Origin of the sequence: Azospirillum brasilense (assembly GCF_022023855.1) — a bacterium.
GTDB classification, from domain to species: domain Bacteria; phylum Pseudomonadota; class Alphaproteobacteria; order Azospirillales; family Azospirillaceae; genus Azospirillum; species Azospirillum brasilense_F.
On record NZ_CP059449.1, the window covers coordinates 1,966,476 to 1,991,822 of the forward strand.

At 68.7% G+C, this 25,347-nt stretch carries 21 protein-coding genes and 2 tRNA genes; 12 read left to right on the top strand and 11 right to left on the bottom strand.

Going from position 1 to position 25,347, the window contains the following annotated elements:
* Positions 1-21: 21 nt before the first annotated feature.
* Positions 22-1,026 carry a radical SAM/SPASM domain-containing protein gene (locus H1Q64_RS09315; protein ID WP_237903263.1) on the bottom strand — a complete coding sequence of 335 codons (1,005 nt, stop codon included), beginning with the start codon at positions 1,024-1,026 and terminating at the stop codon, positions 22-24.
* A gap of 138 nt (positions 1,027-1,164) precedes the next feature.
* On the opposite strand from H1Q64_RS09315, the gene H1Q64_RS09320 reads away from it, so the two are divergent.
* Positions 1,165-2,301 (top strand): sialidase family protein, encoded by a 1,137-nt coding sequence (locus H1Q64_RS09320; RefSeq protein ID WP_237903264.1) that lies wholly within the window; start codon positions 1,165-1,167, stop codon positions 2,299-2,301.
* 73 nt (positions 2,302-2,374) lie between these two features.
* Positions 2,375-3,535 (top strand): phosphoserine transaminase, encoded by a 1,161-nt coding sequence (locus H1Q64_RS09325; RefSeq protein WP_237903265.1) that lies wholly within the window; start codon positions 2,375-2,377, stop codon positions 3,533-3,535.
* Positions 3,536-3,595: 60 nt separating this feature from the next.
* On the opposite strand, the gene H1Q64_RS09330 is transcribed toward H1Q64_RS09325, so the two are convergent.
* Both H1Q64_RS09330 and H1Q64_RS09335 read right to left on the bottom strand, forming a co-directional pair.
* On the bottom strand, positions 3,596-5,071 hold the full coding sequence (locus H1Q64_RS09330; RefSeq protein WP_237903266.1) for a TrkH family potassium uptake protein: 1,476 nt from the start codon (positions 5,069-5,071) through the stop codon (positions 3,596-3,598).
* Between the two features lie 121 nt (positions 5,072-5,192).
* Positions 5,193-6,902, bottom strand: coding sequence for a hypothetical protein (locus H1Q64_RS09335; RefSeq protein ID WP_237903267.1), 1,710 nt, complete (start codon positions 6,900-6,902; stop codon positions 5,193-5,195).
* Positions 6,903-7,195: 293 nt separating this feature from the next.
* Here H1Q64_RS09335 and H1Q64_RS09340 point away from each other — a divergent pair, with 293 nt between their 5' ends.
* From H1Q64_RS09340 to H1Q64_RS09355, 4 genes are all read left to right on the top strand, one after another.
* Positions 7,196-8,359: an ATP phosphoribosyltransferase regulatory subunit gene (locus H1Q64_RS09340; RefSeq protein WP_237903268.1), complete on the top strand. Its 1,164-nt coding sequence runs from the start codon at positions 7,196-7,198 to the stop codon at positions 8,357-8,359.
* 91 nt (positions 8,360-8,450) lie between these two features.
* Positions 8,451-9,743 (top strand): adenylosuccinate synthase, encoded by a 1,293-nt coding sequence (locus H1Q64_RS09345; protein ID WP_014240872.1) that lies wholly within the window; start codon positions 8,451-8,453, stop codon positions 9,741-9,743.
* A gap of 209 nt (positions 9,744-9,952) precedes the next feature.
* Positions 9,953-11,995 carry a serine/threonine protein kinase gene (locus tag H1Q64_RS09350; RefSeq protein WP_237903269.1) on the top strand — a complete coding sequence of 681 codons (2,043 nt, stop codon included), beginning with the start codon at positions 9,953-9,955 and terminating at the stop codon, positions 11,993-11,995.
* 34 nt (positions 11,996-12,029) lie between these two features.
* Positions 12,030-12,557: a hypothetical protein gene (locus tag H1Q64_RS09355; protein ID WP_237903270.1), complete on the top strand. Its 528-nt coding sequence runs from the start codon at positions 12,030-12,032 to the stop codon at positions 12,555-12,557.
* A gap of 95 nt (positions 12,558-12,652) precedes the next feature.
* On the opposite strand, the gene rpoH is transcribed toward H1Q64_RS09355, so the two are convergent.
* Entirely contained in the window at positions 12,653-13,537 is an 885-nt protein-coding gene (rpoH, locus tag H1Q64_RS09360) for an RNA polymerase sigma factor RpoH (protein ID WP_237903271.1), read from the bottom strand.
* A gap of 183 nt (positions 13,538-13,720) precedes the next feature.
* The gene (locus H1Q64_RS09365; protein WP_237903272.1) at positions 13,721-14,773 is read right to left on the bottom strand and encodes an RluA family pseudouridine synthase; all 1,053 of its coding nucleotides are present in this window, start codon (positions 14,771-14,773) and stop codon (positions 13,721-13,723) included.
* A 46-nt stretch (positions 14,774-14,819) separates the two neighbouring features.
* On the opposite strand from H1Q64_RS09365, the gene H1Q64_RS09370 reads away from it, so the two are divergent.
* The 4 genes from H1Q64_RS09370 to H1Q64_RS09385 all read left to right on the top strand — a co-directional run bounded on the left by H1Q64_RS09370 (position 14,820) and on the right by H1Q64_RS09385 (position 16,450).
* Positions 14,820-15,146: a hypothetical protein gene (locus tag H1Q64_RS09370; protein WP_237903273.1), complete on the top strand. Its 327-nt coding sequence runs from the start codon at positions 14,820-14,822 to the stop codon at positions 15,144-15,146.
* Positions 15,143-16,192 carry a threonine aldolase family protein gene (locus H1Q64_RS09375; RefSeq protein WP_237903274.1) on the top strand — a complete coding sequence of 350 codons (1,050 nt, stop codon included), beginning with the start codon at positions 15,143-15,145 and terminating at the stop codon, positions 16,190-16,192. Before H1Q64_RS09370 ends, H1Q64_RS09375 begins: the two co-directional genes overlap by 4 nt.
* Positions 16,193-16,260: 68 nt before the next feature.
* Positions 16,261-16,336 (top strand) — tRNA-Glu (locus H1Q64_RS09380).
* 38 nt (positions 16,337-16,374) lie between these two features.
* Positions 16,375-16,450: transfer RNA gene (locus H1Q64_RS09385), tRNA-Glu, on the top strand.
* A gap of 91 nt (positions 16,451-16,541) precedes the next feature.
* Here the strand turns inward: H1Q64_RS09385 and H1Q64_RS09390 are convergent.
* Both H1Q64_RS09390 and H1Q64_RS09395 read right to left on the bottom strand, forming a co-directional pair.
* A complete protein-coding gene (locus tag H1Q64_RS09390) occupies positions 16,542-17,300 on the bottom strand; it encodes a class I SAM-dependent methyltransferase (RefSeq protein ID WP_237903275.1) in 759 nt (252 codons plus the stop codon).
* A 58-nt stretch (positions 17,301-17,358) separates the two neighbouring features.
* Positions 17,359-18,342 carry a transglycosylase SLT domain-containing protein gene (locus H1Q64_RS09395; RefSeq protein WP_237903276.1) on the bottom strand — a complete coding sequence of 328 codons (984 nt, stop codon included), beginning with the start codon at positions 18,340-18,342 and terminating at the stop codon, positions 17,359-17,361.
* Positions 18,343-18,990: 648 nt separating this feature from the next.
* Here H1Q64_RS09395 and H1Q64_RS09400 point away from each other — a divergent pair.
* Complete coding sequence (locus H1Q64_RS09400) at positions 18,991-19,695, top strand: sigma-70 family RNA polymerase sigma factor (RefSeq protein WP_237903277.1); 705 nt, start codon at positions 18,991-18,993, stop codon at positions 19,693-19,695.
* 218 nt (positions 19,696-19,913) lie between these two features.
* Here H1Q64_RS09400 and H1Q64_RS09405 read toward each other — a convergent pair whose 3' ends face one another.
* Positions 19,914-20,078 (bottom strand): DUF1328 domain-containing protein, encoded by a 165-nt coding sequence (locus H1Q64_RS09405; protein WP_188260038.1) that lies wholly within the window; start codon positions 20,076-20,078, stop codon positions 19,914-19,916.
* A gap of 330 nt (positions 20,079-20,408) precedes the next feature.
* Between H1Q64_RS09405 and H1Q64_RS09410 the strand changes: the two genes are divergently transcribed.
* Complete coding sequence (locus H1Q64_RS09410) at positions 20,409-21,062, top strand: hypothetical protein (protein WP_237903278.1); 654 nt, start codon at positions 20,409-20,411, stop codon at positions 21,060-21,062.
* An 18-nt stretch (positions 21,063-21,080) separates the two neighbouring features.
* Here H1Q64_RS09410 and H1Q64_RS09415 read toward each other — a convergent pair whose 3' ends face one another.
* The 3 genes from H1Q64_RS09415 to tldD form a co-directional block, all read right to left on the bottom strand.
* The gene (locus H1Q64_RS09415; RefSeq protein WP_237903279.1) at positions 21,081-23,156 is read right to left on the bottom strand and encodes a YjbH domain-containing protein; all 2,076 of its coding nucleotides are present in this window, start codon (positions 23,154-23,156) and stop codon (positions 21,081-21,083) included.
* A 120-nt stretch (positions 23,157-23,276) separates the two neighbouring features.
* On the bottom strand, positions 23,277-23,822 hold the full coding sequence (locus H1Q64_RS09420; protein WP_237903280.1) for a glycine cleavage system protein R: 546 nt from the start codon (positions 23,820-23,822) through the stop codon (positions 23,277-23,279).
* 19 nt (positions 23,823-23,841) lie between these two features.
* Complete coding sequence (gene tldD, locus H1Q64_RS09425) at positions 23,842-25,275, bottom strand: metalloprotease TldD (RefSeq protein ID WP_014240857.1); 1,434 nt, start codon at positions 25,273-25,275, stop codon at positions 23,842-23,844.
* Positions 25,276-25,347 lie beyond the last annotated feature (72 nt).

Genomic DNA, 25,347 nt, shown 5'->3' on the forward strand with positions numbered 1-25,347 from the left:
AGGTGGGCCTTGTGCGGACGCTCAGGCCCGGTACTTGGCGATGAGGTCCGCCGCGAAGCCGTCCAGGTTGTTGTCGGCGGGCAGGGTCTGGACGTAGGAGCAGCCGCGGCAGGCCTCGATCTCGTCGCGCCGGCCCTCCAGATGCTTCAGCCGGAAATCGCGCAGCCGCTCGCCGTTCCAGATGTCGCGCAGCGACTCCTCGGCGACGTTGCCGACGATGGTCCCCATGCGCCAGTCGGCGCAGCAGACCGACACCTCGCCGTTGAAGTTGATGGCCAGCTTCAGGAAGGGCTCGGAGCAGACCTTGCGGGCGGTGTCCGGGGCGGCGGCGAAGGCGCTCTCCTCGGCCAGTTCCTCGCCGTGCAGGGGGTGGACGAACAGGCTGTCGGCGATCGGCGTGAAGGTGTCAATGAAGCTCTGCCGCTCCTCCTCCGTCAGCTCCACGTTGATGATCTTGCAGTGGAGGTGGAAGTCGCGGCCCAGCTCGGTCTTGCGGCGGTAGAGATAGGCCACGTTGTCGACGATGGTCTGGAAACGGTCGAAGCGCCGGGTGATGCGCTTGTACATGGCGTCGCTGGCCCCGTAGACGGAGACGCGCATGGCGTCCAGCCCGGCGGCCAGCAGAGCGTCCGCCCTCTCCGGCGTCAGCAGGGAGCCATTGCTGGTCATCTCGACATGGCGGGCGAGTCCCTGCGACTTCAGACGATGCACCATGTGTTCGATCCGCGTGTTCACCAGCGGCTCGCCGTCCTTGTAGAGGTGGACGGATTTGATCGGCGCGTCGAATTCGGCGATGTCGTCGGCGATCTTGCGGAACAGGTCGAACTTCATGGCCCCGCGCGGCCGACCGACCTCCTTCAGCAGCTCCGGGTTGCCGGTGGCGCAGAAGACGCAGCGAAAATTGCAGCCGTTCGACGGGTCGATCAGCAGTGAGAAGGGGGTGGTCAGCGGCAGCACCTGCGACAGGTCGTTGCGGTCGCGGTGGCGGCCATAGGGGATATTCGCGGTGGTGGTCGCTTCGGTCATGACCTTCGCCGGAAAGGGCCGTGGAATGGAGCGTGACTATCAGGGGATCACGCGCACCGTAAAGGAATCCTTCATTCCAGCAACCGGACATTGGCCGGGCGCCCCCAATGCCGCGGGCGCAACGTGGATTTCAGGGGCATGCTCGACAGTCTTTCCCATCGCATCGTCTACAGCGACCGCCGCTTCTACGCGTCCTTCCCCTCGGCGGCGACACTGGCCGACGGGCGGGTGCTGGTGGCCTTCCGGCGTGCCCGCGATCACCGCTGGCTTCATGGGGAGGCGGCGGAGGGCGGCGGCGACTTCACCAGCGTCGATCATGTGGACTCGCGCTCCCACCTCGTGATCCAGCGCTTCACCCCGGATTTCGAGCCGGAGGGTGCGCCGCAGCCGCTGCCCACCGACCCGGAGGCGGGCGACCAGGACCCCAGCCTGTTGGTTCTGCGCTCGGGGCGGATCGTCATGGGCAGCTTCGGCTGGTACCCGATGTCGGCGTGCCATGGCCTGCGGTTGCGCGAGAAGGGTGTCCATCTGCTGGGCAACGCCGGGACGTCGGGCACCTTCTTCCTGTTCTGGGGCGGCAGCACCCGCGTCAGCGACGACGGCGGGCGGCACTGGTCGGCCCACCGCTACCTGCCGGAACTGCCGGACCAGGGGCCGATCCTGCCCGGCCTGCGCCCGATGCTGGGCGGTGCCGTGCGCGGACGTGCGGTGGAGGCGCCGGACGGCACGCTGCTGATGGCGACCTACACCGGCGGCCCCTACACCAGCTACCTGTTCGCCTCCCGTGACCGCGGGGAAAGCTGGGCTCTGCGCAGCACCATCGCGCGCGACCCGGCGGGGCGGGCCGGCTTTTGCGAGACCGCTCTGCACCTGACTGCGGACGGGCAGTTGGTCGCCTTCCACCGCACCACCGGGCTGGGCGACCGCCTCGCTACCTCGGTCTCCCACGATCTGGGGGAAAGCTGGGCGCCCTGGGTCGAGAGCGCGGTCATCGGGCACCCCTACGACGCCTGCCCGCTGCCGGACGGGCGGCTGCTCGTCGTCTACGGCTACCGCCACCAGCCCTGCGGCGTGCGCGCCCGGGTCTGGGACAGCCGGCGGGAGACGCTGGAGAGCGCACCGGAGATCGTCATCCGCGACGACGCGCCGTCGCCCGACGTCGGCTATCCCTGGGCGACCGTGCTGGCGGACGGACGGGTGGCGGTCTGCTACTACATCTGCGACGCGGCGGGCACGCGGCACATCCAGGCGACGCTGCTGCGCGTGAGCGGCTGATTGACGGGCCTCCGCGCACCTCCTATCGTCCCCGGCCATACCGCAATCCCGAGTTTTGGGGAGTAGACTGTCCATGAAGCCCGCCCGCCGGCCGTCGAACCCGCTGTTTTCCTCCGGCCCCTGCGCCAAGCGGCCCGGCTGGTCGCTGGACGCCCTGGACGGCGCGCTGCTCGGCCGCTCCCATCGCTCGAAGCCGGGCAAGGCGAAGCTGAAGGAGGTCATCGACCTGACCCGCGCCGTCCTGGCGATCCCCGGCGACTACCGCATCGGCATCGTTCCGGCCTCTGACACCGGGGCGGTGGAGATGGCGCTGTGGAACCTGCTGGGTGAACGCGGCGTCGACATGATGGCCTGGGAGAGCTTCGGCAAGGAGTGGGTGACCGACGTCACCAAGCAGCTCCGCCTGTCCGACGTGCGGACCATCCAAGCCCCCTACGGCGAACTGCCGGACCTGTCGCAGGCCGATTTCAGCCGCGACGTGGTGTTCACCTGGAACGGCACGACATCGGGCGTGCGGGTGCCGGACGGCGACTGGATTCCGGCGGACCGCGAGGGCCTGTCGATCTGCGACGCGACCTCCGCCGCCTTCGCCATGGACATTCCCTGGAGCAAGATCGACGTCGCCACCTGGTCCTGGCAGAAGGTGCTGGGCGGCGAGGCCGCGCACGGCATGCTGGTGCTCAGCCCGCGCGCCGTGGCGCGGCTGGAAAGCTTCCAGCCCGACCGCCCGCTGCCGAAGATTTTCCGCCTGACCAGTGGCGGGAAGCTGATCGAAGGCATCTTCGTCGGCGACACCATCAACACGCCGTCCATGCTCTGCGTGGAGGACGCCATCGACGGGCTGCGCTGGTCGCTGTCGGTCGGCGGCCTGACCCAGCTCATCCGCCGGTCGGAGCAGAACCTGCGCATCGTCTCGGAGTGGGTTGCGGCCTCGACCTGGGCCGGCTTCCTGGGGGACGATCCGGCGACGCGCTCCTGCACGTCGATCTGCCTGCGCTTCACCGACCCCGAGGTGACCGCCCTGACGCCGGAGGCCCAGGAGGAGTTTGCCAAGAAGCTCGCCGCGCTTCTGGAGAAGGAGGAGGCCGCCTTCGACGCCGGTTCCTACCGCGACGCCCCTCCCGGCCTGCGCCTGTGGGGCGGCGCCACGGTGGAGAACGAGGATATGGAGGCGGTCCTGCCCTGGCTCGACTGGGCCTTCGCCACGGTCAAGGCGGAGACCTTCGGGCGCTGAGTCGTACAGGGCCGAAAAGGAAGGCCGCGCCACGGAGGCGCGGCCTTTTTCATGGCCCGCTCAATCCCGCCAGAAGCTCGGCAGGATCAGCACCAGCACCGTGAAGACTTCCAGCCGGCCGAGCAGCATGGCGAAGCTCAGCACCCATTTCGCGGCGTCCGGCAGGGGAGCCATGGTGCCCGACGGGCCGACCACCGGCCCCAGCCCCGGTCCGGCGTTGGCGAGCGCGGAGGCGACGGCGCTGGCCGCGCTCAGGTAGTCCACACCCATCGCGGCGACCAGAAGCGACAGGATGCCGAAGGCCGCCATGAAGGCGAAGGCAAGGTTGATGACAGAGCCGACGACATCCTCGTCCAGCACCTTGCCCTGGTAGAGCGGGACGAGCACGCGGTTCGGCTTCAGCATCCGCTGCATCTGGTTCAGCATCGACAGGGCCAGCACCTGCCAGCGGAAGATCTTGATCGACCCCGACGTCGATCCGGTGCAGCCGCCGATGAAGTAGAAGAAGAAGAAGGCGACTACGGCGAAGCTGCCCCAGGTCGAATAGTCGGTGGAGACGAAGCCGGTCCCGGTGATGATCGAGGTGACGTTCACCGCCGAATGGCTGAGCGCGTCCGGGAAGGGCAAGCCGACCACGGCGAAGGCCCACAGGGTCATGGCGACGCCGGCCACCAGAAGGATCGCCAGCAGCGCGTTCACCTGGCTGTCGCCGAAGACCGGCGCGTTGCGCTGGCCGCGCAGCAGGCGGATGTACCAAGTCAGGGGCAAGGCCCCGGAGATCATCGAAAAGGTCGCCACCCACAGCACCGCATGGGAATCGAACCAGCCGAGCGAGGCGTCCTTCGTGGAGAAGCCGCCGGTGGCGATGGAGGCCATGGCGTGGTTGATCGCGTCGAACCACGTCATGCCGGCCAGATGGTAGGCCACCGCCGACAGGATGGTCAGCGCCAGATAGATCATGGCGATGGCGCCCGCGGTGTCCTGCACCGTGGCGAAGGGCTTGTCGCCCTTGTCGGAGGACTCGGTGCGGAACAACTGCATGCCGCCGACCCGCAGGATGGGCAGCACCGCTATCGCCATGACGATGATGCCGACCCCGCCGAACCAGTTCAGCAGCGACCGCCACAGCAGAACCCCCGGCGGGGCGTCGTCCAACCCGACGATGACCGTGCCGCCGGTGGTGGAGAGGCCCGACATCGCCTCGTAATAGGCGTCGGTGAAGGACAGGCGCGCCGCGGAGATCATGAAGGGCAGGGCGCCGAAGGTCGCCAGGACGCACCAGGACAGCGTGGTCAGCAGGAAATGCTGCTTCACGGTGAAGCGCGCGTGCTCCTTGCTCGACGTCGCCAGCACCATGCCGCCGCTGACCGCCAGCGTCGCCGCGCTGGAACCGACGAAGGCTGTCCAGTCCCGGTTGCCCACGGCGGCGTCGGCCAGCGCCGGCAGCAGCATGCCCAGCCCTAGGATGGTCAGAAGAATGCCGATGATGTGGAAGACTGGTCCCAGCGCAATTCCATTGCCGACGCCATTGCCCAAGGCTGTGCCCTTCGTCGCCGCGGAGGCCGATGGCGGCGCCCCGTCTTTCCCGATGTGATGCGCTGATTATCCAAAGGGGCCGGTGCTGTCCATCCGCATCGGGTTGTGTCCCGTCCGCGGGTCAGACGAATCCGGCTTCTCCCAACATGCGGTAGAACTCCCGCAGGGCGCGCTGCTGCGCCGCCGCGTCGGGCAGGTCCTCCACGTATTTCCGGTCGAACTGCGGCTGGCGGAGATGCTCGACGACGCGGCGCCGCACCATCTCCAGCGCCCGCCGGCTGCGCAGGATGCCCGGCGCGCAGACCTGCAGCAGACGATTTGCGCGCAGCCGCAGCGCATCGCCGGGGTCGTCCAGCCGCTCCACCACCCGGTCCTCGGTGATGTAGGCCACCAGAAGCGCGTCGAGGTCGCCGGTCAGGCGGGTTCGCGTCTCCTCCGGCAGCGCCGAGTCGGCGGCTTGGCAATAGAGCAGGGTCAGCGCTTCCAGATTGTCGCGCGGCGGCAGGCGGGGGTGGATGAAGCGGCCATAGCCCGCCGGGGTGCCGGTCAGCGCGTGCAGCAGCCGGGCGATGTCCCCGGCGTGCCCATGCCCGAGGTCGGAGTCGGCCAGCGCCAGCAGGAAGCGTACCCGGTCCCGCGCGTCGGGAATGCGGCCGGCCACCTCCGTGATGGCCTGCTTGCGGCCCGGCGCCCCGCCGCCCTCCAGGAAGCGCAGGTAGCGAAGGACCAGCGCCTCGGCCATCGGGCCGCCCCCGGCCGGTCCGTCGGGGCCGAGCGTGCGCTTCAGGATCTCCTGGAAGGCATCCATCTCCAGCGACGGGTCGGAGCGGTAGAGCGGCTGCGTGCCCTTCAACTGCCGGCGCACCAGATCCAGGATGACCAGCCGCGTCTGGTCCAGGTCGTGGAAGGCGAGAAGCTCGTTCAACTGGACGGCACGATCGTCCTCCGCCCGCTTGGCGGGAGACAGACGGCCCCGCGACAGGTCGATCAGGTTGCACAGCGCCTCCGCCAAACTGCCCTGGGCGCCCAGCAGTTCCTGCGCGACGGAGGGGGCGCCCAGAACGTCGGCGATCACCCCGTCGAGCAGCCCCAGCGGCCGGTCGGCCGCGGCCCCATCCTCCCGGGCCAGCTCACCCAGGAAATCCAGCTTGGCCAGCCAATTGCGCATTTGCACCAGCTCGCGCGACAGCACCACGCGGGCGAGGAAATCGCGCTCCTCCGCCGGCAGGATCGAATCCAGCCGGTCGAACATGGGGCGGAAGCCGGTGGCGGCGATGGCCGGCAGGTCCTTGCGCGCGGCGGCGACGCGCGCGCGGTCGGTCAGTTCGTGCATCAGCAGGTTCAGCGCGTCGCGCCGCCCACGCCCGTCCGTCCCGGCCTTCTCCGCCTGGAGCGCGGCGACCCGCCCGACCGCGGTGGGCACGAGGTTGTCGGTGTTGAGAAGCCGGGCCAGCTCCGCGTGATTGTGCAGCACCTCGGTCGGGGTGACCACCGCGCGCTCCACGTAATTGCGCAGCACGCGGTTCATCGCCATGCGGCTCTGCACGCCGTAGCAATGGTCGAGCGTGAGGCAGAGCGCCGGCGCCTCGTCGATGGGGGAGGCGGCCACCGTGCGGGAGACCTGACGGAACTCCACATGGACTTCCGTCTCGACATGACGACCGTCCGGGCGCCGCCAGTCGCGCACCACCCGCATGCCCTCGATCCTGCCGCCGGACAGCGCCTTGCGACCGAAGACCAGCGCCTCCGCCTCGGTGTCGAAGCGGCCCTCGAGGACCCAGTGGTCCTGCTTGTAAATCTGGACTTCGTAGCTGGCGGACGGGCGTGCCATGGCGCCATTGCCCCGCTGCTGCTGGCACGGTTCGCACACAGGATGCCGGAGATTTCGCATCAAACTCAATAAAGATTCGGCTGGAATGCATTCATGTTTCGAACTGCTCCAGACGGGCGCCTGTGGTCGGCGCAGGGGAGACGGGCACGGGCCGCGGGGCTTTTCCGTTTGCATGAGGAAGGCGGGGTGGGGTATTGACCCGCTCCGTATGCCCGAGCACCGCATGCCCATCGGACTTGCGGGCTCTCGCCATGCCGACGGTTTGCCACCCATTCGACGAGACGACGCAGGCCATGCCCGCTGATTCCCTGAGCTCCGCCCTGTTGCCCGCCGGCCTCCACGACGTGCTGCCGCCCGAAGCGGCGCACGAAGCGGTGGCGGTGGCGCACCTGCTGGCGGACTTCACGGCCCATGGCTATGAGCGTGTCGAGCCGCCGCTGGTCGAGTTCGAGGACAATCTGCTGTCCGGCTCTGGCGCCGCCATGGCGAAGCAGACCTTCCGGCTGATGGACCCGCTGTCGCAGCGCATGATGGCCGTGCGCGCCGACATCACCCCGCAGATCGTGCGCATCGCCACCACCCGCCTGAAGAACGGCGCCCGCCCGGTGCGGCTGTGCTACGCCGGGCCGGTGCTGCGCGTGAAGGGGTCGCAGCTGCGTCCCGAGCGGCAGATCACCCAGGTCGGCGTCGAGCTGATCGGCCCGCTGGAGGCCGAGGCGGACGCCGAGGTGATCCTGCTGGCCGCCCACGCCCTGGAAGGGGTGGGGGTGAAGCACCTGTCGGTGGACCTCTGCGTGCCAACCATGGTGGCGCGGGTCTGCCGTGGCCTGGGGCTCGGCGATGAGGAAACCGCCCGTCTGCGCGAGGCGCTGGACAAGAAGGACGCGGCGGCTGTGACCGCGGTCGGCGGGCCGGCGGCCTCGCTGCTGCACGCGCTGATGGCCGCCTCCGGCCCGGCGGAGCGCGCCATGGAGGTGCTGTCGGCGCTGCCGCTGCCGGAAACGGCGGAGAAGGACCGGCGCCGCCTGACCGACGCCCTGCGCCTGCTGCGCGCCGCGCGCCCCGATCTGACGATCACCGTCGATCTGGTCGAGCATCGCGGTTTCGAATACCAGACCGGCCTCAGCTTCACCCTGTTCGCGCGCGACGTGCGCGGCGAGCTGGGGGCGGGTGGCCGCTACCGCGCCGGCGTGCGTCCGGGCGTGGAGGAGGAGGGCGAGCCGGGGACCGGCTTCACCCTCTACATGGACACGCTCCTGCGCGCCGTTCCGGCGCCGGAGCCGGCCAAGCGCGTTTATGTGCCGCATGGCACCTCCTGGGCCGTGGCGGGCAAGCTGCGCGCCGAGGGCTGGGTCACCGTGGCGGGGCTGGCCCCCGTGGCGGACGCGGCGGCGGAGGCCCGGCGGCTGGACTGCGGTCACCGTCTGGACGGCGGCACGGTCACGCCGCTGACTTGAGACTTCAAGATGAGGTTTCCCCCGCAAGGTCGGGGGACGCCTCTGCATGGGCAACGTTTTCTTTCTGCCTTCTTTTTTTGCGGAGACACACATGGCCAACGTGGCGGTGGTCGGCGCCCAGTGGGGCGACGAGGGCAAGGGCAAGATCGTCGACTGGCTGTCCAGCCGGGCCGACGTGGTGGTGCGCTTCCAGGGCGGTCACAACGCCGGCCACACGCTGGTGATCAACGGCGTGACGTACAAGCTGAGCCTGCTGCCTTCGGGCGTGGTTCGCTCCAACAAGCTGTCGATCATCGGCAACGGCGTCGTCTTCGACCCCTGGGCCTTCATCCGCGAAGTGACGGCGATCAAGAGCCAGGGCGTGGACGTGTCCCCCGCCACGCTCCAGGTCGCCGAGAACGTTCCGCTGATCCTTCCGGTCCACAGCGCGCTCGACAAGGCGCGCGAGGAGGCTCGCGGCGCCGGCAAGATCGGCACGACCGGCCGTGGCATCGGCCCGGCCTATGAGGACAAGGTGGCCCGCCGGGCCATCCGCCTGTGCGACCTCGGCGACGAGGCGGTGCTGAAGGAGAAGGTGGACGCCCTGCTGGCCCACCACAACCTGCTGCTCCGCGGCCTGGGCGCGCCGGAGATGACCCCGGCCGACATCCTGGACCCGCTGCGCGAGATCACCCCGCAGGTGCTGCCCTACGCCTCGGTCGTCTGGAAGACGCTGGACGAGCTGCGCCGCGCCGGCAAGCGCATCCTGTTCGAAGGCGCCCAGGGCCAGATGCTCGACATCGACCACGGCACCTATCCGTACGTCACCTCCTCCAACACGGTGGCCGGCAACGCCGCCGCCGGCAGCGGCATGGGCCCGCGCGCCGTCGGCTATGTGCTGGGCATCTGCAAGGCCTACACGACGCGTGTCGGTTCCGGCCCGTTCCCGACGGAGCTGTTCGATGACGTCGGCGAGCTGATCGGCCAGCGCGGCAAGGAGTTCGGCGTGGTGACGGGCCGCAAGCGCCGTTGCGGCTGGTTCGACGCCGTGATGGTGCGCCAGGCGGTGAAGACCGGCGGCATCGACGGCATCGCCATGACCAAGCTGGACGTGCTGGACGGCTTCGACGAGATCAAGGTGTGCGTCGGCTACCGTCTGGACGGGCAGGAGCTGGATTACTTCCCGGCCAACGCCGGCGCCCAGGCCCGCGTCGAGCCGATCTACGAGACCTTCGAGGGTTGGAAGGACAGCACCCAGGGCGCCCGCTCCTGGGCGGAGCTGCCGGCCCAGGCGGTGAAGTACGTCCGTCATGTGGAAGAGCTGATCCAGGCCCCGGTGGCCCTGCTGTCCACCAGCCCGGAGCGCGACGACACCATCCTGATGAACGATCCGTTCCAGGATTGAGCCGCAAACGCGGTTGGCGAGTGGTTGAGGTGAGCCCCCACCCAACCCTCCCCCGCTTCGCAGGGGAGGGCTTTTCTCCTCCCCCTGCGCAGCGGGGGGAGGTCGGGAGGGGGCCGGAGCGACCACTTACCCCCGCGTTAACAATTTGTTTGCCCTTTTCGAGCGACTAAGGCTGGCACACGCTCGCAGGCTCCGGGGATTCGAACGCCATGCCATCCGATGCCATGACCGCAGCCGCCGCGGATCGGATGATGGCGAACGCCGAGCCGGTCAAGCTGGCCGAGCGGTACGAAATCCACCCCAGCGCGCCGCTCGCCGCCCTCAACACAATCGGCGGCAACGCCTACACGGCAAAGCCGCTGCGTGACAAGCGCTCCGAAGCCTTTGCCATCATCGGCCACGGCGCCACGCTGGCGCGCACCGACATCGCCGCCACCGTCGCCAGCCTCGACAACCAGGCCCACATGCGCCTGCTCGACTGGGGCATGGTGGACTGGCCGGCGAGCCAGGGGCGCCGCCTTTGCATGATCTTCGAGCGTCCGGCGGGCAAGCGGCTGATGAACAGCCTGACCGAGACCACGGACCCGATTCCTGAAGACCATCTGACCCGCCAGATCATCCATCCGCTGGTCGCGGCGCTGAAGGAGCTGTCGAGCCGCGGCGTGGTCCATGGCGCGATCCGCCCGACCAACCTCTATTACCGCGATCTGGCCTCCAGCAGCCTGATGCTGGGCGAATGCCTGTCCACCCCGCCCGGCTACGGCCAGACGGTCCTGCTGGAGACGGTGGAGCGCGGCATGGCCTCGCCGGCCGGGCGCGGCACCGGCACCATGGCCGACGACCTCTATTCGCTGGGCGTGACGCTGCTGCTCCTGCTGCTGGGGCGCAACCCGGTGGGGGCGGCGGAGGACGAGGCGATTCTTCAGGCCAAGATCGAGCGCGGGTCCTACCCGGCGCTGGTCGGCCAGATGCGCCTGCCGCTGGCCATCAGCGAGGTGATCCGCGGTCTGCTGGTCGACGATCCCAAACAGCGCTGGACGCTCCAGGACCTCGACCTGTGGGTCGCCGGGCGCCGCCTCAGCCCGAAGCAGCCGCAGGTGCCGCGCCGCGCCGCCCGTCCGCTGGAGTTCCAGGGGCAGGACTACTGGCATTGCCGCACGCTGGCCCGCGCCTTCGCCCGCCATGTGGCGCCCGCCGCCACGGTCATCGAGGGCGGCGAGCTGGACAAATGGCTGCGCCGCTCCATGGGCGACGACGCCCGCGCCGAGGCGGTGGCGAACGCGGTGCAGACCGCCTCGACCACCGGCAAGGGCGGCAGCATGGCCGAACGGCTGGTCGCCCGCGTCTGCATGGCGCTGGATCCCGGAGCGCCCATCCGCTACCGCGGCAAGGCGATGATGCCCGACGGCATCGGCACCATGCTGGCCGAAGCCTTCCTGCGCGGCGAGTCGCCCCAGCCGTCGGCCGAGGTACTGGCCAACCAGCTTCCCATGTTCTGGGTGAGCGTGCAGAGCGACTTCAAGCCGGAGTTCGTGCCGATGGTGCAGAACTTCGATCAGGTCCGCGGTTTGCTGGACCGCACGGGCCACGGTCTGGGGGTGGAGCGCGTGCTCTACGAGATGAACCCCACCATGCCCTGCATAAGCCCGCTGGTCGCCAAGCAGATGCCGACCAACCCGGCCGAGCTGCTGCGGGCGCTCGACTGGACGGGGGCGGGCAGCGAGCGGCACAAGGACCCCATCGACCGCCACATCGCCGCCTTCCTGGCGGTGCGGCACAGGCGGACCGACGAGATGCTCTACACCCAGCTCGGTTCCAGCATCGAGCCGATGCGCCGGGTGATCGCCATGCTGACCATCCTGGCCGACGTGCAGGCGCGCACCGGCACCGACGGTCTGTCGCACCTCGCCGCCTGGGTGGTTTCCCTGCTCGACCCGGCCTTCCGCCGCTTCCACAGCCGGCCGCACCAGGACAATGTGCGCAAGCTGGCCGACTCCGCGGCCCACAACGGGCGGCTCGGCGATCTGCTGAAGATCGTCGACGATCCGGAGGCGCTGCGTCGCGACAAGCTTGAGTTCGAGGCCGCCCAGATCGCCTACCGCGAGGCCGACGCCGAGATCAACAAGCTGCGGCAGAGCATCGGCGACCGGAACAGCATCATCGAATCGTCCGGGCGGCAGGTGGCCGCCATCGTGTCGAGCCTGCTGTCGACCCTTCTGGTCGGCGGCATCATCCTCTTCTTCGCCTTCTGACGGCGGCCTTCAAACCAAGGATCGGGTGGCACCCATGGCGCGCGGCGGCAAGAGCGGCGGAAAGAAGAAGAAACGCAAGGGCAGCATGCTGACGCTGATCCTGCTGATCATCCCGGCGGGTCTGGTGGTGCTGCCCACCTCGATCCTGTTCGGCATCGGCATGATCCCGACCATCGTCGCCTACGTCACCGACCGCGACCCCGAGAAATCGGCGCCGATCACCGTCGGCGGGCTGAATTTCTGCGGCTGCATGCCCTACGCCATCGAGCTGTGGAAGCACAACCACACCATCGGCGCCGCCGGCAAGATCTTCATGGACCCGCTGGCTTGGCTGATCATGTACGGGTCGGCGGCGATCGGCTGGGCGCTCTATTTCAGCATTCCGCCGATGGTGGCGAATTTCGAGGTGATGCGCGCCGAAAAGCGGGTCGGCGCGCTGAAGGACGTGAAGGTCGGGCTGGTCCAGGAATGGGGACCGGAGGTTGCCGGCGACCTGTTCGACGAGGCCGGCGGCCTGTCGCCGGACGAGCAGGACCAGCTGGCCGAGCCCGCGGGGGCGTGAGAGCGGTTGCCTCTCCCCGCTTTCGGCGGACCAAAGGTCCGCCTGTCGCGTCAACGCAAACGAAGTTTGCGCGTGAGCGGAGGGTTGAGGGTTGATTACCCAGCCAGCTTCTGCTCCACCGCGGCGTTGCGGATAGCCTTCTGGAGCTTCTCGAAGGCGCGGACCTCGATCTGGCGGACGCGCTCGCGGCTGATGCCGTACTTCTGCGACAGATCCTCCAGAGTGGTGGGATTGTCGCGCAGGCGGCGCTCCTCCAGGATGTCGCGCTCGCGCTCGTTCAGGTTCTCCATGGCGGCGGTCAGCAGCTTGCGCCGCTTGCCCAGCTCCTCGTTCTCGGCGAGCGAGATTTCCTGGTTCGCCGTCTCGTCGACCAGCCAGTCCTGCCACTCGCCCTCGCTGTCGGCGCGCAGCGGCGCGTTCAGCGAATGGTCGGGCGCGCTGAGGCGGCGGTTCATGTTGACGACGTCCTGCTCCGGCACGTCGAGGGTCGTGGCGACGTGGCGCACCTGCTCGGGCGACATGTCGCCCTCCTCGATGGCCTGCATCTGGCCCTTCAGGCGGCGCAGGTTGAAGAACAGCTTCTTCTGGGCCGCCGTGGTGCCCATCTTCACCAGCGACCAGCTGTGCAGGATGTATTCCTGGATGGCGGCGCGGATCCACCACATGGCGTAGGTCGCCAGCCGGAAGCCGCGGTCGGGGTCGAACCGCTTCACCGCCTGCATCATGCCCACATTGCCCTCGGAGATCAGCTCCGACAGCGGCAGGCCGTAGCCGCGGTAGCCCATGGCGATCTTCGCCACGAGCCGCAGATGGCTGGTCACCAGCTTGTGCGCGGCGTCCGAATCCTCGATCTCCTGCCAGCGCTTGGCCAGCATGTACTCCTCCTCCGCCGCGAGCATGGGGAACTTGCGGATTTCCTGGAGATAGCGCGAGAGGTTGCTTTCGGAACTGATGACCGGAACGCTGGATATCGTCGCCATGTTGGACCCTCTCCGACGGCTGTTTTTCGTGCCTTCTGACGGGCACACGGCCGTTCACTGTTCTGCGCCGCCTCGCCGTTCGCTTGCCCGTTCGATCCGCCGGGGATGGTCCCGGATGCAAGCGTGAGCGTTGGTGGCTGTTGACGCGAAGAATAACCGACTTCTGCGCGCGGGTATAGTGGATTACAGGGATTCTAAGAAATCTGACAAATCTTTAATATCCGTGGGTAGCGGCGCCTGGAAGCGGACCGTCTCACCCGTTGCGGGGTGTCGGAAGGTCAGCCCCACGGCGTGCAACGCCTGCCGTGGAAAGCCAACAAACCGCTCGCGATGGGGTTCCGGCAGGGCTGACGCGTGCTTGCCGCCGGCGCGTCCGGCACGTCCCTTGCCATAGAGCGGGTCGCCCACGATGGGATGGCCGATGTGCGCCATGTGCACGCGGATCTGATGGGTGCGCCCGGTCTCCAGCGTGCATTCGACCAGCGCCAGCGCGGTGCCGAAGGAGCGGACGACGCGGTAGCGGGTGGCCGCGTGCTTGCCGCCGCCGGTGACCACGGTCATCTTCTTGCGGTCGCTGCTGCTGCGCCCGATGTTGCCCTCGATCCGCCCCTCGCGGGGGGAAGGGACGCCCCAGACGATCGCCTGGTAGGTGCGGCTGAGCGTGCGGCCGGAGAACTGCTCCGTCAGCGCGTGGTGCGCGCGGTCGTTCTTGGCGACGACCATCAGGCCGCTGGTGTCCTTGTCGAGCCGGTGGACGATCCCCGGACGCCGCACGCCGCCGATGCCCGACAGGCTGTCGCCGCAATGGGCGAGCAGGGCGTTGACCAGCGTGCCGTCCGGATTGCCGGCGGCGGGGTGGACCACCATGCCGGCGGGCTTGTCGATCACCAACACGTCCTCATCCTCATAGACCACGTCCAGGGGTATGTCCTGGGCCTCGGGCTGTGCAGGTTCAGCTTCGGGGATGAAAACGTCGAAAGTTTGTCCGGGCTTCACCTTCACGGAAGGGTCCGTGACCGTCCGCCCATTGCCGTCCTGCACGCAGCCCTGCGCCAGCAACGCCTGCACGCGCGACCGCGACAGGCCGGGAAGCCCCGTCGCCAGGGCCTTGTCGAGCCGCTGGCCGCCGGCGTCGTCCGGAACGCTCCAGTGCTGCCGCGCGCCTTCGCCGGTTTCGCCATCCTGCGTTCCGGTGTATTCGTCCTCATCGTCGTCGATTTCGGTGCGTTCGGGCATCGTTCGGCAAAACTCCTCACATTCGCGCGAGAGTGGACCCCAAACCGTGCAGTTCCTCAAGGCACTCATCGTCATCATGGGCGTGATGATCATCGCCGGCTTCGCGTTCCTCGGCGTCGAACTCTACAAGCGCATCAGTGATCCGGAGCGCCGGGCCGGCGCCGACACCGAGCGGGCCGCCGCCCCCGCGGGCCGGATGGAGGAGGTCACGTTGGGCCTGCCGGCGGGCGCGCGCCTGGGCGACCCGGTGGCGGTGGGCAACCGCGTCGTCTTCCGCGTCACCATACCGGACGCCGCGGACCGCCTCTATGTGATGGACCCGCGCACCGGCGCCATCGCCGTGACCGTCACCGCCGGAGCCGCTACGCCATGACCAACGCCCTCGTCTACGACTTCCGCAGCGACAATGTGGCCGGCGCCGCGCCGGAGGTGGTCAACGCCCTGGCCGCGGCCGCGGTCGGGTCCGCCGATCCCTATGGGCAGGATCCGCTGACCGCCGGCGTCACCCGCCGCCTGTGCGCCCTCTTCGAGGCTGAGGTGACGGTGTTTCCGGTCGCCACCGGGACGGCGGCCAACGCGCTGGCCCTGTCGGCCCTGGTGCCGCCCTACGGCGCGGTCTACTGCCACCAGGAAAGCCACATCCACGTCGACGAGTGCGGCGCGCCGGAAATGGCCACCGGCGGGGCTAAGCTGGTGCCGCTGTCCGGGGAGGGCGGGAAGCTGACCACTGCCGCCCTGACCGCGGCGCTGGCCGGGGCAGGCATCGGCGTGGTGCATCGGGTGCAGCCCGCCGCCCTCAGCCTGACCCAGGCGACGGAGGCCGGCACGGTCTACCGTCCGCAGGAGGTGGCGGCCCTGTCCGACGTCGCCCACGCCCACGGCATGGCGGTGCACATGGACGGCGCCCGCTTCGCCAACGCGGTGGCCCGGCTGGGCTGCGCCCCGGCGGAGGTGACCTGGAAGGCCGGGGTGGACGTTCTGTCGCTGGGCGGTACCAAGGGTGGCTGCCTCGCCGCCGAGGCCGTGGTGTTCTTCAACCCGGCGCTGGCCGAGGATTTCGGCTTCCTGCGCAAGCGGGCCGGGCATCTGGTGTCCAAGGGCCGCTTCCTGTCGGCGCAGCTCGACGCCTGGCTGGCCGACGATCTGTGGCTGCGGCTGGCCCGCCACGCCAACGCCATGGCCGACCGGCTGTCGCAGGGCCTTGCCGCTCTGCCGGGGGCGGAACTGGCCCATCCGGTGGAGGCCAACGAGGTCTTCTTGCGGCTGCCCGCTGCGGTGGCCGATGGGCTGGAGGCGGCGGGTTACCGCTTCTACCGCTGGGAGGGTGATCTGCTGCGTCTGGTCACCGCCTTCGACACGCCGCAGGCCGTCGTGAACTCTTTTCTGAAAATCGCCAGAGATCTGTCAGAAAAGGCTTGATCGGGCAGGGTGGGTTCGCTAAAAACCCGCCACGCCGACGACGCCACGTCGTCAGACGACGAAAGACTGTCCCCTTCGTCTAGAGGCCTAGGACACCGCCCTCTCACGGCGGTAACAGGGGTTCGAATCCCCTAGGGGACGCCACTTTCGTTCGGCTGGCAACCGAGCATCGCCCGATGAAGGTCCCCTTCGTCTAGAGGCCTAGGACACCGCCCTCTCACGGCGGTAACAGGGGTTCGAATCCCCTAGGGGACGCCATCCTTTCCGGCATCAACGATCCACGGCCCGCCATTCGGCGGGCCGTCGTCGTTTCCGCACCATGCACCGGCGCCATCCAGCCGTGTCCCCCTCAGCTCTTGCGGATCAGGAAGGACATGGAGTCCGCGGTCTCGTAGAGCGCAACGCCGCAGCGGCAGCGCATCGCCGCGTAGTCGTAATCATTGCCGCCGCATTTGTGGCAGTGCAGAGGCAGGCGGGTGCGTCGGTACAACTCGATCCCGGCGATGTCCGCGTGCAGCGACTTCACCTCCTCCGCCGTGAAGAAGTCCTTGGACGCCAAGCCCGCGGCCAGCGTGTCGGTGAAGGGAACCCCCGTCGTCCGGATGTGCTGAAGGGCGAGGAGCACCTGGAGGCTGGTGGCCGGGGGCTGGGCGTAATCGGCGCAATAGGCCCGGTAGAGGCTGTGGTCCGGGTGCGAGGTGTGGACATCCTCCAGGATGTACAGGCCGCCGCTGCGCAGGTGGGGCAGGGACTGGGTCAGGCACCACGCCTGATGCTGGGGGATGTGGCTGCCGTCCTCGATGATGAGGTCGAAGAGGATGCCGTTGGCCCGCAGGCTGCGCCCGATGTGCTCGGGATCGTTCTGGTCGAACCGCACATACTGGATGCGGTCATCCTGCGGCCATTCCGGCTGCGGCTCCAGGATATCGGCGCCGATGATGAAGGCATCCGGAAACTGGGAGCGCAGCCAACGGATCGAATCGCCCCGGAACACCCCGTATTCCAGGATGATCCGCACCGGCCCCAGGGTCTGGAAGGCCTGACGGTAGGTGTCGATGTACTGGTGCCAGTAATGCTTGTCGGAACCCGTCCCGTCCACATTGCCCATCCGCAATCCCCATCGCCGGCTTTTTCCGCATGATACGGGAAAAGCCGGCGGGAGCGCTTCACCGTTTCGTGGAAACGCCCGGACGGGAGACGCTCAATTCGGCGACCTCCTCCTGCTTGGCGGCGGGCAGGCCGGCCGAGCGCACCACGCCGGGGTCGTGGGGATGGACACGGCGCGGGTAAACGCTGTGGACCTTGACCACATAATCCTGCGTCTCGCGGTAGGGCGGGACACCCTTGTATTGGAGCACCGCTCCTTCGCCCGCGTTGTAGCCGGCCAGAGCCAGCGTCACGTTGCCGTCGAAATAGGCCAGCAGCCAGCGCAGATACTTCATGCCGCCGCGCAGGTTCTGCTCGGGGTCGAAGGGCTTGGTCACGCCGAAGCGCTCCGCCGTCTCGGGGATCAACTGCATCAGCCCCATGGCGTTCTTTTCCGACACCACATCCACGCGGTAGCCGGATTCCACGGCGATCACCGCCAGCACCAGATCGGGGTCGAGCCCGTAGCTGGGGGCCATCTTGGTGACCATGGCGCGGATTTCCTTGGGCGGCATGCGGATCACGCCCCAGCGCACGCTCGGCGGTTCGCAGCGGTCGGGCGCCTTTCCCGCCGCGCTCCTGTTGGAGGTGCTGGCCGGCTTGACCATCTGCGCCGCGTCCTCGTTGCCCAGTTGGGCGGCGCGGCGCAGCCAGGAGCGGCCAAGCTCCTCGTCCTTCGACACCGCACCACGCCCGGCCATGTGCATGCGCCCGGCACGGTAGGCCGCTTCGGCGTAGTCCTGGCGGGCCGCCCGGCAATAGAGGGAGAGGGCCATCCGCTCGTCCCGGTTCACGCCTTTGCCGACCTCGTAGCGCATGGCCAGCTCATACTGGGCGCGGGCGCTGCCCTTGCCGGCGAGCGCCTCCAGCGCGCGGATCGTGCGCTCACCCGTGCTCTGGAAGACGGGAGGTGGGGCCGCCGCCGTCTGGACCGATGCGTCCTGGGCCGTGGCCGGCAACGCCGTCAGGAAGGACGCGATCAGCCCGCCGGCGGCCAGAGCCACCGCGTTTTTCACCGTCTTGACGCAGCTTTTGCCGACTGGTGAAGTCGGCCGGTCTTTCGGCGTATGCGGGAAGATCGGCGCGCTAGCGCCAACGTCCGGCTGTCCACGAAAGACGTAATGCGATATGGTTCCGGCCAACAGAGGAAGCGGACCGCAATGAAATAAGACTTCCGCTAAGGGACGGAAACGCCGCCTACACAGAGAAGAAGAACCGCTGGCAGCGGACCTGCGGATGGATGAATGAGCGAATTCATCGTTGGCCATAGACATGGCTATCCCGCAAAGGAGATTTGAGGTCGGTTGGTGAAAGCCAGCCGGCCTTTTCCTTTTAAGCAAAGTCATGAAGCCTCCCGTATGTCCGGAGACGATACCTCATCCCCGATCGAATGCTACGGGAGCAATCGGACGATTCATGGCATTTAGGGGTAATCTCGCCAAATTGTTAAGGGGCTTAGCCTTTTTCCCAACTGGCAGCCTCTGTGGTGCGCCATTACGTACTGATGGACCGACGATTGTCGTTGGAGAATCCGGTTATGCCCCGCGCGCATTCGGCGCAAGGCGGGGGCCGGAGCGATGGTTCGGGCGTTTCCAGACGCGCCCGGAATGATCGGGACATCTTTCGGTACACAAGGAGGCAGCGTTCCACCGATGGCGAACCACGTCGCGAGTTCCTTGCGCCGTCCGGCAAGCAGCCCCGCGCCGCTTGACCCCGTCGCCCTCAAGCCGGTGATGGGAAGCCGCCGTGCGGACGAGGACGAGTTGAACGTTGCGGTCGAAGCCGAGGATGGCGTCGAAGCCGACGATCCGGCCGTCGAAGACACGGCGGAAGCGTCTTCGGCGCCGCTGGCGCCCCCCGATCCGGCGATCATCGCACAGATCGAGGCGGAAATTCCGCGTTTGCGCCGTTTCGCCCGCGCCATGGTGCGGGACGCCACGCTGGCTGACGATCTCGTGCAGGAATGTCTGGAGCGCGCCTTGTCGCGCCTGCATCTCTGGCGGCCCGGCAGCAACCTGCGTGCTTGGCTCTTCACCATTCTGCGCAACCTGCACATCAACGGCATCCGTCGCCGGCAGGCGGTCGTGGACATCGACGGGGAAGGGCAGGCGGCGATCGGCGCCGCCCATGGCGGTCAGTTCGTCCGGCTGGAGCTGCGCGACCTGAAGCGCGCGCTCGGCCTGCTGCCGACCGAACAGCGGGAGGTGGTCCTGTTGATCGGGCTGGAGGGCATCTCCTACGGCGAGGCGGCGGACATTCTCGGTATCTCCATCGGCACCGTGAAGTCGCGCCTGTCGCGCGGCCGTCGTGCCCTGCGCCAGCTCATGGAAGGGCATAGCCCGACCGACGACGATTGATTCGTCGTCATTTCATAGCCGCCCATGTCCGTAGCCGCTCGTGCCGAGCGCACAGAGAAACCGGCAACGCTCCGGGTGGGGCGTTGCCGGTCAGGTGCGAGGCTAACATCGAGAGGCTTTCGGGGTACTCGCGAGCCCGGCCCTTCGAGACGTGAAAGGCCGGACACGGGCGCGCTGCGGGAAACGCCCGCCCGGACGGTTCCGGGCGGGTGCTGGGTCTAGCGGCGCCTGACCAGGCCCAGAATCAAACTCGCCGCGAACAGGATCAGGAAAAGGAAGAACAGGATTTGCGCAATGCCTGAAGAGGCTGACGCAACTCCGCCGAAACCGAGTGCGCCGGCGATCAGCGCGATCACGAAGAAAACAAGTGCCCAATAGAGCATCCTAACCTCCCTCGCTCGGTCCGAAGCGCATTACGGCTCGTCCGGCGCGCAGTCTGTTGAACGTCCTACTCTGTGAAGAGCGTGTCAGTATTGTGCAGAACACGCCTCCGCTCTGAAAGGTTCCCGGACCCCGTTCCAGTAAAGAGCTTTTTTTGGGTAGGGGCGGTCCCATAAGGGGGAGAGGCATCCCGATAACGCTGGCTTGACCGCAACAACGGCCGACGAGCGCTGTTGTCGGGGTCGCCAGCCTGCTCGGTTCCGGCCGGGCGGGCTAAAAGGCGCAGCGCCGCTGCGGCGGTGCGAGACGCCGTATCGAGAGAAGAGGATGCCATGAACGCCAAACTGTCCCTCGCCGTTCTCGCCGCGACCCTGGCGGCCGCTCCCACCGCGATGGCCCAGACCTATCAGAACAACGCGCCGCAGGTTCCCTACGAGCGCTCCAGCCCGTCGGGCCTGCCGACCACCAGCCCGCAGGTGGAAAGCCTGCCCGGCGAGCGGGCCGACCCTTGGAGCGACCGGACCCAGAACCGGATGCCGGACGGCCGCATGCCCGACCGTGTGACCAGCGGCACCGCCGAATCCACCGTTGGGTCCGGCGCCGCGGGCACCTACGGCAGCACCGGCACCTATGGGGCGCCCGGCACCTATGGTTCGACCGGGAACATGAACAACAGCATGCCGAACAGCGGCGCCATGGGGACCACCGGGTCGGCCACCGGCACCTTGCCCAACACCATGCAGGGCAACCGGCAGGTCATCATGAACGTCGATCCCAACACCACCCAGCGCGCCGAGCGCGGCCAGAACCGCAAGGAGCTGATGCAGACCTCATTGCTGAACTACTTCAGCGCCGCCGGCTTCACCTCGGTCCGCGACTTCCGCAAGCAGGGTGAGAACTACGTGGCGGAGGCCCAGTCGGCCAACGGTACCTGGAGCACCGTGCTGCTCGACGCCAAGACCGGGACGATCTCCGAAATCCGTTGATCCCCGGTCCGCAGCGGCTCACTCCATCAGCCGCGGCCATGATCCGGTCAGGCGGCCGTAACCCGCCGTGACCAACGCGTCGTACAGGGGCAATGGCTGGCGCAGCCGTTGCCCCGCGTCGCGTCCGAGGGTGCGCACCGCGGTCGCCAGCCGCCCGTCCGGCGGCCAGGAGCCGCCGGGGCTGAAAGGTACCGTCAGCGCAATTCCCTGTTCCAGCCGCCCGCCGTAGCGGCTCTGCGCGCCCTCCGGCCCCTCGGTCCAGGTGACCTGGGCGGACAGGCGGATGCCGCCGTCGAAGGCGCGCATCAGTTCGAGCGTGCCGCCCCAATCCCCGCCGAGATAGCGCCCCAGCCGCAGCACACCCGTGGTGGCAGCCCCCGGCGCTTCCCAATAGAGGCTGGCGTGGCCGGTGTTCCGCCCGCTTTCCGGGCCAAGGCGCAGCACGTCGTCGGGCGGACGCTTCCAGACGCGGTTGAGGTCGAGCCCGAGCGCCCAGCGCGCGGTCAGGGGGCGGTACAGCGCCTCGCCTCCCACACCGCCGAACATCTCCTCGAAATGGCCGACGGACAGGCGCGTGCTCCAGCTCTCGGAGGGCGCGGCCAGCCACGCCGCGTACAGCCGCTCGACCGCGGCGAGGCGGTCGGCGTAGCGCGGCAGGTCGCTGCGCACCGGATCCGCCGCCGGGATGGCGTTGGTGTCGAGGAGGTGGAGGTTGTGGCTGACGTTCACCCGCAGCCCGCCGCTGAGAACCAGTCCGCGCAGCGGTTCTGCGGTCAACACGGTGTCGCCGTAGGTCCGCTGCACCAGCGGCGCGCTCTGTTCGAACAGGCTGGCCTCCACGGTCGGAACGACGGTCAAGGTCAACCGTGACGCCCAGTCCCCCGGAGGACCGGCGGAGCGGTCCACGCGAGCCGTCCGCCAGATTTCCTCGGAGCTGCCGCGGTGGCTGGCTGCCTGTTCCACGGCGCGGCGAGACAGGGTGACGGCGGTGCCGTCCAGCCCGGCGTTGCCGGAGACGACGGTCAGCCATTCGACCTCCGATGGCGCGCCGTCGGCCAGTAGGCGGGCGGCGCGACCCACCTCCTGCGCCAGCGGAGCGGTGCCGGCGCCCGCCGGGTCGAGCCACAGGGCCGCCTGGTCGCCGTCGATCAGCACAGCGCGGGCGGGCAACCGGTGCAGCCGGGCCAAGGCAGCGATGTCCGGGGCGGCCAGGGCGGCGCCCGGCGCGGCCGGGCGGGCGCCGACCACGGGCGGCGGCGTGAGTGCGGTGGTTCCTCCTTCCTCGCGTGGGTCGAAGCGCGCGGCGAGACGCAGCATGGCGCGCGATCCCTGCTCGACCCCCGCGCCCAGCTCCAGCCAGTTCCAGGGACGGTAGGCAAGACCGGCGTTCAGCGGCACGCCGGGCCTGAAGGTCGGGTCGTCCTGCTGCTGAGCGCGGAAGCTGTCGGCGCTGTATTCCAACTTGACGCTGAGCCCGTCCAACGGTGTGTGCCACTCGACGCCGCCGAACAGGGCCGCGCGTTCCCCGGTGAACCATGCTTCCGGCCCGCGGGACGACGCCTTCGCCGGGTCGCGGTCGCGCTTGAAGCGCCCGCCGAGGAAGCGCAGCGGGTTGCGGGCATGCCCATAGTCGCCGAGCCCACCCCAGCCGATGCCCAGGCTGAGATCGACGTTCCACCAGCGCCGCGAGGCGACCAGATACTCTCCCGCGAAGCGGCCCTTGCCGGGCAGGTCCAGCCCGCTGCCGGTGACGTCCCGCCCGCCGACCGCCAGCGCCGGCCACCACGGTCCCTCGCGCAGCAGGCGCAGCTTGGCGTCCACCCCCGGCTCGCTGAGGCCGTGCCAGCTCGGGTAGGTGCTGTCGCGGAGGGTGACCTCAAGGCCGGGAAGGAGCTGCGCCCCGGCGAAGACATGCCGGTGCAAGCCACCGAGAGCGGTCACCCCCGCGGTGACGGTGCCGTCCGGCATGCCCCGCGCGTTCGGTGTCTGAAGCAGCCCAACGGCTCCCCAGTCGGACAGGGTCGCCTCAAGCCCCTCCGCCCGAGCGGGCAGGGCGGCGAAGGACAGCGCCAGGACGAGGAGAACGCGATTCACGCCATGGTGGAGATGGTCGGGGAAAGTTCCCGATCCATGGCATTTTCATGCGTATGAATGCAACCTTCATCCCTCTTCCCTTTGGGGAGAGGGAAAATTGGAGGTGATGGACGAGGAGTGTTACAGCGGTTCGGCAGTGCAGGTCAGGCCCATCGTCTCCGCAGTGTTGGCAATGGCGGACAGGCAGGTGCCGGCGCGCTCCGGCGGGATCGAAACGGCGAAGCGGATGGTGTAATGACCTCCCTCCCGCTCCGGCAGGGTCTGGGCGTCCAGACGGACGATGTTCGCCTCGAATTGCGTGAAGATTTCCGACAGACGGGCGATCAGGCCGGGCTGGTCGCCGCCCGACACCTCCACGCGGTGGGTGATTCGGGCGAGCGGGCCGGGGTTGGGATCGAAGTCGAAGGGCGTGACCTTGATCTGCGCGCCGGCCAGTTCGGGCAGGCTGGCCAGCCCCTCTTGAACCTCCCCGACGGGGACGCCGTCGGGCAATTCGCAGACCGCCGAGAATTCCGCTCCGGACCCCATCACCGCGAAGGTCGCGTCGCGCAGGTTGGCCCCCAGCCCGAACAGATGGCCGGTGACCGCGGAGACGAGACCGACGGTCGGGGCAGAAGGTCGAAACCAGGGCGAGGGACGACACGGGCGGAACCTCCGATGCAGCAAAGGGAAGCGGTGGTGGCGATCAGGCCGCCGTACCGCCCACGGTCAGGCCGTCCAGGCGCAGGGTCGGCTGGCCGACGCCCACGGGAACGCCCTGGCCGTCCTTGCCGCAGGTGCCGACGCCGGGGTCCAGCTTCGTGTCGTTGCCGATCATCGACACGCGGGTCAGGCTGTCCGGACCGTTGCCGATCAGGGTGGCGCCCTTCACCGCCGGGCCGAGCTTGCCGTCCTCGATCAGATAGGCCTCGTTGGCGGAGAAGACGAACTTGCCGCTGGTAATGTCCACCTGCCCGCCGCCGAAGTTCTTGGCGTAGAGGCCCTTCTTGACCGACTTGATGATCTCCTCCGGCTCATAGGCGCCGGGGCGCATCACGGTGTTGGTCATGCGCGGCATGGGGTGGCAGGCGAAGCTCTGGCGCCGCCCGTTGCCGGTCGGGCGCATGCCCATCAGCCGGGCGTTCATGCGGTCCTGCATGTAGCCGACCAGGATGCCGTCCTCGATCAGCGTGGTGCACTGGCCGGGAGTGCCCTCGTCGTCCACGGTGATCGAGCCGCGGCTGTTCTCGATGGTGCCGTCGTCCACGATGGTCACGCCGGGCGCGGCGATGCGCTGGCCCATCAGCCCGGCGAAGGCCGAGGTCTTCTTGCGGTTGAAGTCGCCCTCCAGCCCGTGGCCGATGGCCTCGTGCAGCAGGATGCCCGGCCAGCCGTTGCCGAGAACGACGGTCATCTCCCCCGCCGGGGCAGGAACCGAGGACAGGTTGACAAGCGCGGAGCGCAGCGCCTCGTCCACGAAGGCGCGCCACGTCTCCGGCTGCATGTAGTGTTCGTAAGTGACGCGCCCGCCGCCGCCGTGGCCGCCCGTCTCCATGCGGTCGCCCTCGGCCACCACGACGGAGACGTTCAGCCGGACCAGCGGGCGCAGGTCGGCGACGCGCACGCCATCGGCGCGGATGATCTGCACCGCCTGCCACTCGCCGCTGATCGAGCACGAGACCTGCCGCACCCGCGGGTCCTTGGCGCGGGCGTAGGCGTCGATCTCCGCCAGCAGCTTCACCTTGGCTTCGAAGGGGACCAGAGGCAGGGGGTTGTCCGGGATGTAGAGCGCGCGGTTGGTGCCGGCGGGCGGCTCGGCGAAGGTGCCGGCATGCCCGGCCTGGACGGCGCGCACCGTCGCGGCGGCGCGCCGGATGGCGTCCTCGGACAGGCTGGAGGCGTGGGCGAAGCCGGTCGCCTCGTCGGCGATGGCGCGCAGGCCGAAGCCCTGGGTGGTGTCGAAGCTGGCCGCCTTCAGCTTGCCGTCGTCCCAACCCAGCGATTCGCTCTGCGAATATTCCAGATACAGTTCGCCGTCGTCCGCCCCCCGCAGCGCGTCGGCCACCACCCCCTCGACACGGGAACGGTCCAGGCCGGCGCGGTTGAAGAACAGATCGTCGGTGACGGCAAGCGCGCTCATGGGGACTCCGGGGTATCGGTCTATCGTAGGGCAACGATGCGGCACCGGCGCTCTCGCACCCGCACGCGCGAT

Excerpts from the sequence above, each read along its gene's own strand:
- H1Q64_RS09400 (WP_237903277.1), top strand. The coding sequence starts at position 18,991 with ATGGCGAACCACGTCGCGAGTTCCTTGCGCCGTCCGGCAAGCAGCCCC.
- H1Q64_RS09335 (WP_237903267.1), bottom strand. The coding sequence starts at position 6,902 with ATGGCACGCCCGTCCGCCAGCTACGAAGTCCAGATTTACAAGCAGGAC.
- H1Q64_RS09340 (WP_237903268.1), top strand. The coding sequence starts at position 7,196 with ATGCCCGCTGATTCCCTGAGCTCCGCCCTGTTGCCCGCCGGCCTCCAC.
- H1Q64_RS09375 (WP_237903274.1), top strand. The coding sequence starts at position 15,143 with ATGACCAACGCCCTCGTCTACGACTTCCGCAGCGACAATGTGGCCGGC.
- tldD (WP_014240857.1), bottom strand. The coding sequence starts at position 25,275 with ATGAGCGCGCTTGCCGTCACCGACGATCTGTTCTTCAACCGCGCCGGC.
- H1Q64_RS09315 (WP_237903263.1), bottom strand. The coding sequence starts at position 1,026 with ATGACCGAAGCGACCACCACCGCGAATATCCCCTATGGCCGCCACCGC.
- H1Q64_RS09365 (WP_237903272.1), bottom strand. The coding sequence starts at position 14,773 with ATGCCCGAACGCACCGAAATCGACGACGATGAGGACGAATACACCGGA.
- rpoH (WP_237903271.1), bottom strand. The coding sequence starts at position 13,537 with ATGGCGACGATATCCAGCGTTCCGGTCATCAGTTCCGAAAGCAACCTC.
- H1Q64_RS09345 (WP_014240872.1), top strand. The coding sequence starts at position 8,451 with ATGGCCAACGTGGCGGTGGTCGGCGCCCAGTGGGGCGACGAGGGCAAG.
- H1Q64_RS09350 (WP_237903269.1), top strand. The coding sequence starts at position 9,953 with ATGCCATCCGATGCCATGACCGCAGCCGCCGCGGATCGGATGATGGCG.
- H1Q64_RS09405 (WP_188260038.1), bottom strand. The coding sequence starts at position 20,078 with ATGCTCTATTGGGCACTTGTTTTCTTCGTGATCGCGCTGATCGCCGGC.
- H1Q64_RS09325 (WP_237903265.1), top strand. The coding sequence starts at position 2,375 with ATGAAGCCCGCCCGCCGGCCGTCGAACCCGCTGTTTTCCTCCGGCCCC.
- H1Q64_RS09355 (WP_237903270.1), top strand. The coding sequence starts at position 12,030 with ATGGCGCGCGGCGGCAAGAGCGGCGGAAAGAAGAAGAAACGCAAGGGC.
- H1Q64_RS09320 (WP_237903264.1), top strand. The coding sequence starts at position 1,165 with ATGCTCGACAGTCTTTCCCATCGCATCGTCTACAGCGACCGCCGCTTC.
- H1Q64_RS09390 (WP_237903275.1), bottom strand. The coding sequence starts at position 17,300 with ATGGGCAATGTGGACGGGACGGGTTCCGACAAGCATTACTGGCACCAG.
- H1Q64_RS09410 (WP_237903278.1), top strand. The coding sequence starts at position 20,409 with ATGAACGCCAAACTGTCCCTCGCCGTTCTCGCCGCGACCCTGGCGGCC.